10 protein-coding genes are annotated in these 12790 nt (G+C 55.3%); 6 read left to right on the forward strand and 4 right to left on the reverse strand.

Annotation, left to right across the window (positions count from 1 at the left end; translation table 11 throughout):
* The first annotated feature begins 183 nt into the window (after window positions 1-183).
* The 3 genes from VSQ30_RS16750 to VSQ30_RS16760 all read left to right on the forward strand — a co-directional run bounded on the left by VSQ30_RS16750 (window position 184) and on the right by VSQ30_RS16760 (window position 1543).
* Complete coding sequence (locus VSQ30_RS16750) at window positions 184-1035, forward strand: hypothetical protein (protein ID WP_334465678.1); 852 nt, start codon at window positions 184-186, stop codon at window positions 1033-1035.
* Between the two features lie 54 nt (window positions 1036-1089).
* A complete protein-coding gene (locus VSQ30_RS16755; protein ID WP_334465681.1) occupies window positions 1090-1326 on the forward strand; it encodes a hypothetical protein in 237 nt (78 codons plus the stop codon).
* A 67-nt stretch (window positions 1327-1393) separates the two neighbouring features.
* Window positions 1394-1543, forward strand: a complete 150-nt coding sequence (locus VSQ30_RS16760) for a hypothetical protein (RefSeq protein WP_166554247.1) — start codon at window positions 1394-1396, stop codon at window positions 1541-1543.
* Window positions 1544-1621: 78 nt separating this feature from the next.
* On the opposite strand, the gene glgX is transcribed toward VSQ30_RS16760, so the two are convergent.
* On the reverse strand, window positions 1622-3733 hold the full coding sequence (gene glgX, locus VSQ30_RS16765; protein WP_334465685.1) for a glycogen debranching protein GlgX: 2112 nt from the start codon (window positions 3731-3733) through the stop codon (window positions 1622-1624).
* A 653-nt stretch (window positions 3734-4386) separates the two neighbouring features.
* Between glgX and VSQ30_RS16770 the strand changes: the two genes are divergently transcribed.
* From VSQ30_RS16770 to VSQ30_RS16780, 3 genes are all read left to right on the forward strand, one after another.
* Entirely contained in the window at window positions 4387-6078 is a 1692-nt protein-coding gene (locus tag VSQ30_RS16770) for a M3 family oligoendopeptidase (RefSeq protein WP_334465686.1), read from the forward strand.
* A gap of 356 nt (window positions 6079-6434) precedes the next feature.
* Window positions 6435-7115: an MgtC/SapB family protein gene (locus VSQ30_RS16775; protein WP_160642625.1), complete on the forward strand. Its 681-nt coding sequence runs from the start codon at window positions 6435-6437 to the stop codon at window positions 7113-7115.
* 450 nt (window positions 7116-7565) lie between these two features.
* The gene (locus VSQ30_RS16780) at window positions 7566-9095 is read left to right on the forward strand and encodes a putative ABC transporter permease (RefSeq protein ID WP_334465687.1); all 1530 of its coding nucleotides are present in this window, start codon (window positions 7566-7568) and stop codon (window positions 9093-9095) included.
* A gap of 69 nt (window positions 9096-9164) precedes the next feature.
* On the opposite strand, the gene VSQ30_RS16785 is transcribed toward VSQ30_RS16780, so the two are convergent.
* The 3 genes from VSQ30_RS16785 to VSQ30_RS16795 form a co-directional block, all read right to left on the reverse strand.
* Complete coding sequence (locus VSQ30_RS16785) at window positions 9165-9437, reverse strand: zinc ribbon domain-containing protein (RefSeq protein ID WP_371721648.1); 273 nt, start codon at window positions 9435-9437, stop codon at window positions 9165-9167.
* Window positions 9438-9514: 77 nt separating this feature from the next.
* Window positions 9515-10408: a helix-turn-helix transcriptional regulator gene (locus VSQ30_RS16790; RefSeq protein ID WP_334465690.1), complete on the reverse strand. Its 894-nt coding sequence runs from the start codon at window positions 10406-10408 to the stop codon at window positions 9515-9517.
* 153 nt (window positions 10409-10561) lie between these two features.
* Entirely contained in the window at window positions 10562-12676 is a 2115-nt protein-coding gene (locus VSQ30_RS16795) for a glutamine synthetase III family protein (protein ID WP_334465692.1), read from the reverse strand.
* Window positions 12677-12790: the final 114 nt, after the last annotated feature.

Here is a 12790-nt window from a genome sequence, read left to right on the forward strand (position 1 = left end):
TACCATTCATGAAATGCATACTTCATAATATATATAGCCTTCTTGGAAAACAGATGGCGCTGGACAGATTGCGCGGTCAAGGGGCGTTAGGCCCCTTGCAGGGTTTGGGACAGCGTCCCAAGGTCTTCTAGCGCTGAAAAAATTCCGCAAAAGTCCAATTAAAACGAGAGGAGCAGAAAAGTTATGGAAAAGCAGTTCCCACGCACGCAGGTGGAGGGGATATCCCTCTCCCGGATGCTCATCGGCACAAACTGGCTCTTAGGCTGGAGCCATACCAGCGTCTCTGCCGACGAGATGATTAAGGCCCGGTATGACAGCGCCCAGGCATTCAGGCCTGTGCTGGAGGCCTATCTCCGCCACGGGGTTGACAGCATTATGGCCCCCTTCGGCCTTTCCCCAGAGCTGACAAAGGCTGTGAAGGAGACGGAACAGCATATGGGCCGGGAGATTGTCATGATAGACACCCCCACCCTGAATGTGGACGACACCCCGGAAGCCCGCCGGGAGGCGGAGCGCATGGTAAAGGCTGCCGCCAGCCGGGGGGCAAAGCTGTGCCTGCTGCACCACTCCTGCGTGGAGCAGCTTGTGAACAAAAACCTGGGGCAGATTCCCCGGCTGGACGATTACACCAAGATGGTGCGGGACGCGGGCATGGTGCCGGGGCTTTCCGCCCACATGCCGGAGCTGGTGGTCTATTCCGACAAAAACGGCTACGATGTCCAGACATATATCCAGATTTTCAACTGCATGGGCTTTTTAATGCAGGTGGAGATTGAGACAGTGGCTTCCATTATCCACAACGCCAAAAAGCCTGTGATGACCATCAAGTCCATGGCAGCGGGCCGCTGCTCCCCCTATGTAGGGCTTACCTTCTCCTGGAACGCCATCCGGGAGAAGGACATGGTGACAGTGGGGGCCTTTTCCGCAAACGAAGCGGAGGAGGACATTGAAATCTCCCTGGCGGCCATAGAGCACCGCTTCCCCAACCTGGAAAAGCGCGCAAGCCCTGTGCAGAACCAGGCAGCTTTCGGATAATATAGTAAACGCACGTAAAAATCGGTATAGCCTGATTTTCAAGCATACGCGGCTGTGCCGCTGGTTCAAAAAAGCGAGTGCGTTTTGGCCTGCACTCCTCCTAGAGGGAGAAATCCCCGTCTGTATGAAGGGGCAAAGTCCCAGATGGAGGGCGGGGGCTTTGACATCTTCTGGCAGTGGTACACGCCCTATGAGGTTTTCAGCCAGGCCCGGGCTTGGCGGAGGCCCAAGATGACATTGGAAAAGCTGCGGTTTTTCGCCCAGGCATCCTCTCCCGCATATTCCGGTTGACTTTTGGGCAAAAAGTGAGTATGATTATAGTATGGATATGCATACTAGTTCTGGAGGTGCCCGTCTTATGAAAAAAGGGAGCAAGCTGGCTATTCTCATTGGAGTTGTGGCGGCGATAGCGGCCGTTGTAGCCTCTTTATCCGCGCTTCTGCTGTATCTGGACAGAAAGCGGGATGACGAGGAGCTGGAGCACTATCTGGATTGCTCAATCCAATGATCGGCAGGAAAAAGGAAAAACGGCAGGGGAAAAAATCCCGTGCCGTTTTTTGCTTGCCTGTCAAGCTTTTCCGCCATTTTAATGGGAGGCCGAAGCGGTAAACACCATTACAGAGCGGCGGCGGATGGTAAACCGCCCTTCCGGGCAGGGGCGGGGGCGCTGGGCGCTTTCCCAGGTATCTGCTTCCATATTCCAGCAAAGGCCGGCGGGCAGGGGGGGCAGGGTGATGGTGAGATCCTCCCAGTAGGCGTTGGAGGCCACATAGACAAGCTGAGGCCCAGCTTCCTTGTCCCATCCGGCGAAAGCCACCCCCACATAGTGATCGTCTTTGGAGAAGGGGCCGTCATGCCAGGGATGGATGCCGTGGAAGCTCACGTCCGGGAAGCCGCAGGCCCCGCCGCTCATGTTGGCCCGGAGGATGCGGTGGGATTTGCGGAAAGCAATCATATATTTAAAGAAATCAAACATGTCCTGATGCTTTTCCAGCAGCGACCAGTCCAGCCAGGAGGTGATGTTATCCTGGCAGTAGGCATTGTTATTGCCAAACTGGGTGTTGCAGAATTCGTCGCCGGCAAGGAACATGGGGATACCCCGGCTGCACATCAGGAGGGCAAAGGCGTTGCGCATCATGCGCATGCGCAGGGCATTCACTTCCCCGTCTGCTGTCTCCCCCTCCACGCCGCAGTTCCAACTATTGTTGTCATTGGCGCCGTCGGTGTTGTTCCAGCCATTTTTCTCATTATGCTTATAGTTATAGGCATACAGATCATAAAGGGTAAAGCCGTCATGACAGGTGAAGAAGTTTACAGAGGCGTTTTCCCGGAGATTCTCCGCGTAAATGTCTCTGGATCCGGCAATGCGCAGGGCCGCAGCCTGGGCACAGCCCGGATCCCCTTTGATATACCGGCGCATGTCGTCCCGGTACCGCCCGTTCCATTCTGCCCAGCGGTTCCAGGAGGGGAAGGTGCCCACCTGGTACAGGCCGTCTGCGTCCCAGGCCTCGGCAATGAGCTTTACGTCCCCCAGGATGGGATCAAAGGCCATGGCCTGCAAAAGAGGAGGCTTATCCATAGGGCTGCCGTCCTCGTTGCGGCCCAGGATAGAGGCCAAATCGAACCGGAAGCCATCCACCCGGTAGGTGGTGACCCAGTAGCGCAGGCAGTTCATAATCATCTGGTGGACAATGGGATGGTTGCAGTTTAAGGTGTTGCCGCAGCCGCTGAAGTTATAATAATGCCCGTCCGGCGTCAGCAGGTAATAGATATTGTTGTCAAAGCCCTTGAAGGAGAAGAAAGGCCCCTGCTCGTTGCCCTCCGCGGTGTGGTTGAACACCACGTCCAGATACACCTCAATGCCTGCTTTGTTAAACTCCCGGATCAGCTTTTTCAGTTCGTTGCCTTCCCGGTTATACTCCTGGCTGGCAGTATAGCTGGTGTTGGGTGCAAAAAAGCTGACGGTGCTGTAGCCCCAGTAGTTATAGAGCATGTTCCCGTCTACCATGCGGGAGTCCTGCATCTCGTCAAACTCGAAAATGGGCATCAGCTCCACGGCGTTTACCCCAAGCTCCTTTAAATAGGGCAGCTTTTCCATCAGGCCCTCAAAGGTGCCGGGGTGCAGCACGCCGGAGGAAAGGTCTTTTGTAAAGCCCCGGACATGCAGCTCGTAAATGATCAGGTCTTCCATGGGGATCAGGGGGGATTTCATGTTGCCCCAGTCAAAGTCGTCCTTCACCACCCGGGCGCGATAGCTGTTCTCCTGCCAGAAATCTCCCTTGCCCCACTCCCGCTGGCCGGAAACAGCCTTGGCGTATGGATCCAGCAGATCCTTGGTAGAATCAAAGATAAGGCCCTTTTTCGGGTCGTAAGGCCCGCTCACCCGGTAGACGTATTCAAATTCCTCCATGTTCAGCTTAAACACGATCATGGAATACACGTTGCCGATACGGTAGTGCTGGGGAAAGGGCAGCACTGCGTAAGGCTCTTTCTCCCCCCTGTGGAACAGCACCAGCTCAATCCCCGTGGCGCTGAAGGAATGCACCGTAAAGTTCACGCCGCCAGGAATGGCGGTGGCCCCGTTTATTTCGTAAAACCCGGGGCGCACGGAAAAGCCGTTTATGATGTCTAAAGGCACCAGATGGATGGTGCGGGGCAGGTTCAACTCTGCGATTTGCTCTTTTTTGTTTATATCCATAACGTGTATCCTTCCTTCCAGGGCGCGATTTTCAACGGGTGTTTGCACCGGCGGAACCATACAGCCCCTTAAATTAAGAAGCTGTACCAATAGGCTCCTGCACAAACCTTTTCGGGAAATTTAGCGGGCTTCAGTGTTGGAAATCCTCGAAATACGCAAGTATTTCTTGCGGTTTCCGCCTTGAACCCCACAAAATTTCCCCAAAAATCTTCGCACCAATCCTATCGGTACAGCTTCTAAGGACATGTGCGGCTGCCTTGTGCAAACATGCTCTAACATTATATACTATTTTCCTATACAAATCAACTGAAAATTGCGAAGTTTAGACAAACGCCGCCAGACGCAAAGGAAAGAAGCCGGCAGGTGGGTGTCCTGCCGGCTTCTTCTAAGAGGAAGTAAGGAGTTAAAATGAGGATATGATGAAAAAGAGTTTGTGGCTTCCTAAGGCGGCTTTGCGTAAAGCTTGTGCCGCGCTTCCTTTGACCACGACCTTATGATACCCCATAAATGTGACATTTCTCTGAACAGTGCATGTCAATTTGCTAAACATTTTGTAAACACAAAGATTCACCAAAAATTCCCGCAAGTTTTCTTGACTTTGCGCCCCTCAGGGCAGTATACTCAAAGCAAACAGAAAAGAAAGGATGCGCGCTATGAAATTCCCCGATATGCCCTACAAACGGCCGGACTATCCCCAGGTTTACCAGGATCTGGAAACCCTCACCGCCCGGCTGAAAGCCGCACAGACTGCCCCGGAGCAGGTGGCAGTCTACAAGGAGCAGGAGCAGCTCCTGTCCCATGTAAGCACACAGGCCACCATCTGCTCCATCCGCAACACAGTGGACACCCGCGACGCCTTCTATGAGGCGGAGCAGGCCTATCATGACGAGCAGGCCCCTCTGCTGGAGGAAAAGCTTCAGGCCTTCCATAAGGCGCTGGTGGAATCCCCCCTGCGCCCGGAACTGGAAAAAGAGCTGGGTTCCCTGCTGTTTTTAAACCTGGAGATGGAACTGAAATCTTTTTCCCCGGAAATCATCCCCCTCATGCAGGAGGAGAACAGGCTCACCACAGAATACCAGAAGCTGTATGCCAGCGCCCGGGTGCCCTTTATGGGCAAGGAGATGACCATTGCCCAGCTTGGCCCCTATAAGGAAAGCACAGACAGGGCCACCCGCCGGGCCGCCCTGGAAGCGGAAGGCGGCTTCTTCGATGAAAACCGCGCCCGGTTCGATGAGCTATACGACAAGCTGGTGCAAAACCGCACCCAGCAGGCCAAGGCCCTGGGTTTTGAAACTTTTGTGGAATTAGGCGCCCTGCGCCGCCAGCGCAACTGCTACACCCCGGCCCAAGCAGCGGCCTTCCGGCAGCAGGTGGTGCAGGACTTAGTGCCCCTGACCCTGAAGCTGAAAGAGCGCCAGGCAAAGCGCCTGGGCATTTCCGACTTCAAGTTCCACGACAACGCCCTGAAATTCAAGGATGGCTCTGCCACCCCCCAGGGCACGCCGGAGGAAATTATGGCGGCGGGAAAGAAAATGTATCAGGAGCTTTCCCCGGAAACGGCCTCTTTCATTGACATGATGTTTGAAAACGATTTGTTTGACGTGCTGGCAAAGGAGGGCAAGGCCCCTGGCGGCTACTGCACAGGTTTAGAGGATTACGGCTATCCCTTTATCTTCTCCAACTTCAACGGCACCTCCGGGGACGTGGACGTGCTCACCCACGAGGCGGGCCACGCCTTTGCCGACTATATCGCGGGCCAAACTGTAGATATCCATGCCCTGCGCTGCCCCACCATGGAGGGCGCGGAAACCCATTCCATGAGCATGGAGTTTTTAACCGCCCCCTGGCACCACCTGTTCTTTGGGTCTCTGACAGATAAATACGAGCTTTCCCATGCGGAGGACGCTTTGCTGTTCATCCCCTACGGCTGCCTGGTGGATCATTTCCAGGAGGAGATGTACCTGCACCCCGAGTATACCCCCCAGCAGCGCAACGAAGCCTGGCTGCGCTTGGAGAAGCTCTACCGGCCCTATATCGACTTTGACGGCCTTCCCTTCTATGGCCGGGGCGCGGGCTGGCAGCGGCAGCTCCACATTTACCTCTATCCCTTCTACTATATTGACTACTGCATGGCTCAGGTCATGTCCCTACAGGTTTTTGCCCTGTCCCTGGAAAATGCCAAAGCGGCCTGGGAGAAGTATATGTCCTTTGTGCGCCTGGGCGGCACTAAGACATTTGTGGATCTGGCCCACGCCACAGGCCTGCGCAGCCCCCTGGACGAAGGCTGCGTAAAGGCTGTGTGCGAAGCTGCCTTCCAGTGGACAGAAGAACACCTTGCCGAGTAAGCCCCCTGCGGCTTCCGGGACATAAGGGGATTTTTGTAAAAAGCCCTTAAGAATCCTAAAAACTTTTTAGACGCACCGGGGTGCCGGAAACCCACGGCTTAGCAGGCCCGGTTCTTTGCGCTGACCTTCTCCCAAATTTTCAGACGTACAAAAATGCCGGAGGGCTGCACAGTAAATTCGCAGAAATTTCATTCCTTCAAAGCGGCAGGGAGCCACAATCTGGCTCTCTGCCGCTTTTTTATCACAAAAAACTGTGGAATTTTGCCAGAATGTTTTTGCAAAACTTGACATTTTTTCTGAAATCGAGTATAATATGGATTCCTATAAAGTATGTTTATGGTTAAGGAGGAATGGTCATGGATTGGGGCAGCTTTATTCTGACAGAAGGCGATTATCTCCTGCGGGTAATCGTGGCGGCGCTGTGCGGGCTGGCAATCGGCTCGGAGCGGGAGGCCCGGCTGAAAAAAGCAGGCATCCGCACCCACACCATTGTCTCCATGGCGGCGGCCCTGATGGTGTGCGTGTCCAAATACGGCTTTTTTGACGTGGTGCATTATGACAGCGTCCAGGTAGACGCCTCCCGTGTGGCGGCAGGCGTTGTCACCGGCGTGGGCTTTCTGGGCGCAGGCATTATCCTCAACCGCAAAACCAACATCACCGGCATCACCACCTCGGCAGGCGTCTGGGCCACTCTGGGCATTGGCATGACCATCGGCGCAGGCATGTGGGTGTTAGGGATAGGCAGCACGATTATTCTGCTGGTGCTGCAATACGTGTTCCATCACACCATGCATCTGGTGAAGGAAAAAAAGATGGGCCGGATGCACCTGCGGGTAAGGGAGGGGGGCGCGGCCCCAGAGCAGATTGCCGCCGCCCTCACAGAAATGCAGGTGCGGGTTATCTCCACCCATCTCAGCGTGGGGAAAGACAAAGCGGTGGAGGCCAAGATGGATGTGCTCTTCCCTCTGGACTTTGACGCGGAAAAGCTGGTAGAGCTTACCCAGGATTTCCCGGAAATCATCTCCATAGATACATAATCACAAGGAAAATGCAGGCGGCGCATGAAAGCCATGCACCGCCTGCATTTTCCGCCCGGCCCGAAAGCCTCCGGGAGTGGTAAAGCCCCCGGAGGTGCCTGGGCTGGGATATTGCCGGACCTGGGAAATATAGTTAGAGGGTTGGGTAAGGCGGAACCCCTGTATCTGTTGAGAGGGGGTCATCCTTACACTACTTATTGTATAGCCAGAATCTTCCTTTGTCAAGCAACAAAGAGATTACAATGCCGCCATTTTTACAGGCGCAAAATTCTGCTGGAAAGCCCTCCTGTTTTGTGCTATAGTTAAAGCAATGCCGCTTAAGGCGGAAGCAAGGAATTGTGCGGTGTTGCCTTAAAATAAGCCGCCTGCTTGAAAGTTGGCAGAAGCCAATTTTTAAGCGCCTTTGCCATTCAATATGCCGTATGTATGAAAAGGGAGCCTGAAAAATCTATGTATATCTATTTGTGGTGTTTTTTTACATTTGCCTTTTTAGGGTGGTGCAGCGAGGTGGTCTATGCCGCCATTGAAGAAAAACGGTTTGTAAACCGGGGCTTTCTCAATGGCCCGCTGTGCCCCATATACGGCTTGGGAGTTCTCACTATTGACTTCCTTATGAAGCCCTTTGGGGACAACCTGGCTGTGCTCATTGTAGGCTCCATGTTTCTGGGCACAGGGCTGGAGTGGCTGGCAGGCTTTCTGCTGGAAAAGGTTTTCCACCAGAAATGGTGGGATTACTCCGATAAGCCCCACAACATCGGGGGCTATGTGTGTTTAAGCTTTGCCATTGTCTGGGGTCTGGCAGGGGCGGCAGTGGTGCGGTTTGTTATGCCCTTTGCCGGGATGCTGGCAAACAAGATCCCCCGCTCCATTGGCTGGGTGCTGCTCACGGTTATGCTCTCCCTGCTCTTTGCCGACTTCGTGGTTACGGTGGTGTCTATTGCGGGCCTGAACCGGAAGCTGAAAAACCTGGAATACGTTTCCATGAAGCTCCGGGCCGGCTCCGACCGCTTGGGGCAGGGGCTGTACACCGGGGCCGCCGCTGTGCAGGATCTGGAGAAGGACTGGCAGAAAGAAGCAGCCCGCCTGAAAGAAAAGTACGAAAAGGGCCTGCAGGCAAATTATCTGCACAAGCGCCTCTTAAAGGCTTTCCCGGATCTCCACTCCCTGCGCCACAATGAGGAGCTGGAGGCCCTGCGGCAGAATGTAAACGTGTTCCGCCGCAAATCCTCTGAGGCTATCCGCCGCCGCAGCGAAAACGCCGTGGCAGTATACGAGGGAAAACTGCCCCAGGGGGCAGAGCGCCCCTTTGCCTATGGGCTTTGCTTCCAGAAGCTTTTCTGGATTTTCATGATCGGGAACGTGGCTGGCTTCTGCCTGGAGACAGTTTATGCCCTGGTGGTGCCGCCCCACCAGTTCCAGCTCCGGGTCAGCGTGGTGCTGGGGCCTTTCATCCTGGTATACGGCTTTGGGGCTGTAGCCATCACCCTGTTCCTCTATAAGATGTATAACCAGCGGGACGTGCTGATTTTCATAGCCAGCATGTTTATTGGCGGAGCCTTTGAATACCTGTGCAGCTTTTTGCAGCAGTCCCTTTTTGGCACAGTCTCCTGGGAGTACAGCGATTCTGTCTTAAATGTCAGCGGCCGCACCAACCTGATGTATTCCTTCTTCTGGGGCGTGCTGGGGCTTATCTGGCTGAAAGACCTGTACCCCGTCCTCTCCCGGGCCATTGAACGCATTCCCAAAAAGCTGGGCCGCGCCTTAACCATTGGCGTTTCCATCTTTATGGCAGTAGACATTCTTCTCTCTGCCGGCGCTGTGTTCCGCCAGTCGGAGAGGATAAACGGCGTCCCTGCCTCCACAGGTATCCAGCAGTTTTTTGATTACTATTTTCCCGATGAGTTCCTGGATATTATTTATCCCAGCATGGAATATGTGGGCAAGCCGGAAATCTTCACCCGCACCCCCCGGCTGCCCTAGAGGCTGCTCTAAACAGCACGAAAAAAGCAGGGCTTTGGAAAACCCAAGCCCTGCTTCTTTCCTGCCTGTTCATTTTTTCCAGCGCTTCAAGGTAGGGAACCACTCCAGCATAGCCTTTTCCGCCTGTTCCTCTGTCATGCCCGGATTGGCGGCAGCCATTTTGGGCGCGCAGAAGGCGGCCATCTCCTCCATGGTGCCGTTAAAGGTAAAGGCTCCCTTGTCCAGGCAGTATTTGCAATAGTCCCCGTTTTTGCTGCCGTCAGCGTTTGTGCCCTGCATGTCCGTTCCCTCTCCCAAAGGCATCCCGCAGCACTGGCAGAATTTTGGGTTCATTTCCTGCATGTCTTTCTCCTCCGCTCTAAGATTTTTTAGCTGTCTGCTATGGCTATAGGATACCATATATACCCTGACACCCTCTGTCATGGTTTATTTTTTTCGTAAATCTTTTTCGCCTCCCCGGCCAGGATTTTCTTGAGATACTTCGGCTCCACCACTTCCACCAGGGTTCCGAAAGACAGCAGGTATCCAATCAGCCAGGCGTCCACAGGCATTTCCGCCCGGGCAAGGATATCCCCGTTTTCCCGGCGCTCCATCTGCGTCTCGTCAAACCCGTCATACACCCGATATGCCGCCTCCTTGGCAAATAAAAGGGAAATCCGCTGGTATGCAGGCTGGGAAGCGCTGTCCGGCTCCGGATACGGCTGCGGCACAAAAACCCTTCCCGTCACTTTCTGGCTTACGATGCGGTTCAGCCTAAAAACGCGGAAGTCCTGCCGCTCCAGGCAGAAAGCCTTTACATACCAGGCCGCGTCCTTATAGCACAGCTTCAGGGGCTGGATGGTGCGCCGGCTCCTTTGGCCATAGCTGCTCTCATAGACAATCTCCGTCTCCCTGTGCTGTATCACGGCTGTTTTCAGCCCTTCAAACTTCTCCTTGTCGCTGCCGCTGTTTCCCCAGCGGGAAAAGTCCACCTCCAGCCAGTTTTCCATATCAGCCTGAAAAACCGCCGACAGCTTTGCCAGGGTTTCTTTTCCCGAATATCCTGTGGCAGCAATGCCCTGCACTGCCGCCAGCACCTCCTGCCTTTCTTCCCGGGAAAAGGCGGCCCTGTCCAGGGTGAACCCCCGCAAAAGGCAGATGCCACCCTTCCGCCCCGGCTCGGCGTAAACCGGGATGCCCGCCCCGCTTAAGGCCTCCACATCCCGGTAAACCGTCCTCTGGGAAACCTCAAATTTTTCCGCCAGCTCGGAAGCGGTGGCGCGGCCCTTGTCCAAAAGGTAGTATAGCATTTTAAAAAGCCTGCTGTCTGCCATGTTCCTCTCCCTTTCGCGCACAAAACGGCCCGGAGGACGCGCCCCGGGCCGCTTCCCATTATGTTGTGATAAGCCTTACATTTAACCGCTGCACCCGGAACAGTGTCGTCCGTGTACTCCCCCGCCCGTAGGGCGGGAGAGTACATTTAACCGCTACACCCGGAACATCAAGTCCGCATAGGTGGGATAGGGCCAGCACTCTGCCGACACATGCATCTCCATAGCGTCCACCGCGCCCCGCAGATCCTCCATGGCAGGCACCAGCACGTCCCGGTAATAGGTGGCGGCAGAGAGTATGTTCACGCTGCGGGAACGGGGGTTCCCCAGCTTTTCGTCCAGATACTCCACCAGCTCAAAGGCCTTGTCCATCTGCCCGGAAAGCTTTTCAATCAGGGCAGCCTCCGCCCTGCAGGGCAGGGAGCTTACGGCTTGCCGCTTGGCGTTTACCGCCTCCGCCAGGCCCTGCACATACCGGCTCACAGCAGGCAGCACCTCCTGGCGCACCATGCCAATCATGGTGAGGGCCTCGATGTGCAGGGTTTTTACATACTCCTCCATAATCGTCTCATACCGGGCCTCCATTTCCGCCTCGGTATAGATTTTATGCCGGGCGAACAGCTCGATGTTTTTTTGATCCAGATACCGGGGCAAAGCGTCCACCGTGGTGGGCAGGTTGAGAAGCCCCCGGCGCTTTGCCTCCTCCACCCACTCTGGGGAGTAGCCGTCGCCATTGAAGATAATGCGCTTGTGGGCTGTCACCACCTTGCGCACCAGTTCCGTCACCCGGGGGGCAAGCTCCCCGGGGCCTTCCAGGAATTCCGCAAACTGCCGCAGCTCCTCCGCCACAATGGTGTTAAGCATTATGTTGGGGCAGGCAATGGAGATGGCAGAGCCTAAGGAGCGGAACTCGAATTTGTTGCCTGTAAAGGCAAAGGGGGAGGTGCGGTTGCGGTCAGTGGTGTCCATGTTTAAGTCCGGCAGCACATGCACCCCGGTTTCCAGCTTTTTAGAAGGAGCGCCCTCATAGGGCCTGCCCTCTTCAATGGACGCCAGAATGGCGGTCAGCTCGTCTCCCAGGAACATGGAAATAATGGCGGGAGGCGCCTCGTTTGCCCCCAGCCGGTGGTCGTTTCCGGCAGAAGCTACGGAAATCCGCAGCAAATCCTGATATTCGTCCACGCCCTTGATAACCGCCGCCAGAATCAGCAAAAACAAAAGGTTTTCTTCCGGCTTTTTCCCCGGCTCCAGCAGGTTTTTCCCGGAGTCTGTGGAAATAGACCAGTTATTGTGCTTGCCGCTGCCATTGACCCCGGCAAAGGGCTTCTCGTGCAGCAGGCAGGTAAGCCCATGCCGGGCAGCCACATTTTTCATCACTTCCATGGTAAGCTGGTTATGGTCGCAGGCGATGTTGGTGGTGGTAAAAATAGGGGCCAGCTCGTGCTGGGCCGGGGCCACCTCGTTGTGCTTTGTTTTGGCTAAAATGCCCAGCTTCCACAGTTCCTCGTCCAGTTCCTTCATAAAGGCCTGCACCCGGGGCTTGATGGAACCGTAATAGTGATCCTCCAGCTCCTGCCCCTTGGGCGCCTGGGCACCGAACAGGGTGCGCCCGCAGAAGCGCAGATCCGCCCGTTTTTCGTAAAGTGCCCGGTCAATGAGGAAATATTCCTGCTCCGGACCCACAGTGGTGATCACCTGCTTTGTCTTGTCGTCCCCGAACAGCCGCAGGATGCGCACAGCCTGGCGGCTTAAGTCCTCCATGGAGCGTAAAAGGGGCGTTTTTTTATCCAGCACCTGCCCGCTGTAGGAGCAGAAGGCTGTGGGGATGTACAGGGAATCCCCCTTTACAAAGGCATAGGAGGTGGGATCCCAGGCCGTGTAGCCCCGGGCCTCAAAGGTAGCCCGCAGGCCTCCCGAAGGGAAGGAAGAGGCATCCGGCTCCCCCTTTATCAGCTCCTTGCCGGAAAACTGCATAATTACCCGGCCGTCGCTGGTGGGGGAGATAAAGCTGTCGTGCTTTTCGGCGGTAATGCCGTTTAATGGCTGGAACCAGTGGGTATAGTGGGTGGCCCCCTGCTCCACCGCCCAGTCCTTCATGGCAGAGGCCACGGCGTTTGCCACGGTGAGATCCAGATCCTTGCCCTCATCTATGGTTTTGCGCAGGGATTTGTACACATCCCGGGGCAGCCGTTCCTGCATTACGTCATCGTTAAACACAGCGCTGCCAAACAGCGCCGGCACGCTTTTCCTGTTTTCCGCACACGTTCCCATACCAGACCCCTCTTTCCTTTTTGTTGGTTGTTATTGTATCCCAACAGCCCGGATTTGTCAAGGCAGAGGGGGGCAGGGGGCACGCCCGCCTTATAAAGGGACATTTGTACAGGA

This window comes from Acutalibacter sp. JLR.KK004, assembly GCF_036941085.1.
Taxonomy (GTDB): domain Bacteria; phylum Bacillota; class Clostridia; order Oscillospirales; family Acutalibacteraceae; genus Acutalibacter.

Bases quoted from the DNA above. Each gene is read 5' to 3' on its own strand.
- VSQ30_RS16775 (WP_160642625.1), top strand. From the start codon at position 6,435: ATGGATTGGGGCAGCTTTATTCTGACAGAAGGCGATTATCTCCTGCGG.
- glgX (WP_334465685.1), bottom strand. From the start codon at position 3,733: ATGGATATAAACAAAAAAGAGCAAATCGCAGAGTTGAACCTGCCCCGC.
- VSQ30_RS16780 (WP_334465687.1), top strand. From the start codon at position 7,566: ATGTATATCTATTTGTGGTGTTTTTTTACATTTGCCTTTTTAGGGTGG.
- VSQ30_RS16785 (WP_371721648.1), bottom strand. From the start codon at position 9,437: ATGCAGGAAATGAACCCAAAATTCTGCCAGTGCTGCGGGATGCCTTTG.
- VSQ30_RS16750 (WP_334465678.1), top strand. From the start codon at position 184: ATGGAAAAGCAGTTCCCACGCACGCAGGTGGAGGGGATATCCCTCTCC.
- VSQ30_RS16760 (WP_166554247.1), top strand. From the start codon at position 1,394: ATGAAAAAAGGGAGCAAGCTGGCTATTCTCATTGGAGTTGTGGCGGCG.
- VSQ30_RS16790 (WP_334465690.1), bottom strand. From the start codon at position 10,408: ATGGCAGACAGCAGGCTTTTTAAAATGCTATACTACCTTTTGGACAAG.
- VSQ30_RS16795 (WP_334465692.1), bottom strand. From the start codon at position 12,676: ATGGGAACGTGTGCGGAAAACAGGAAAAGCGTGCCGGCGCTGTTTGGC.
- VSQ30_RS16770 (WP_334465686.1), top strand. From the start codon at position 4,387: ATGAAATTCCCCGATATGCCCTACAAACGGCCGGACTATCCCCAGGTT.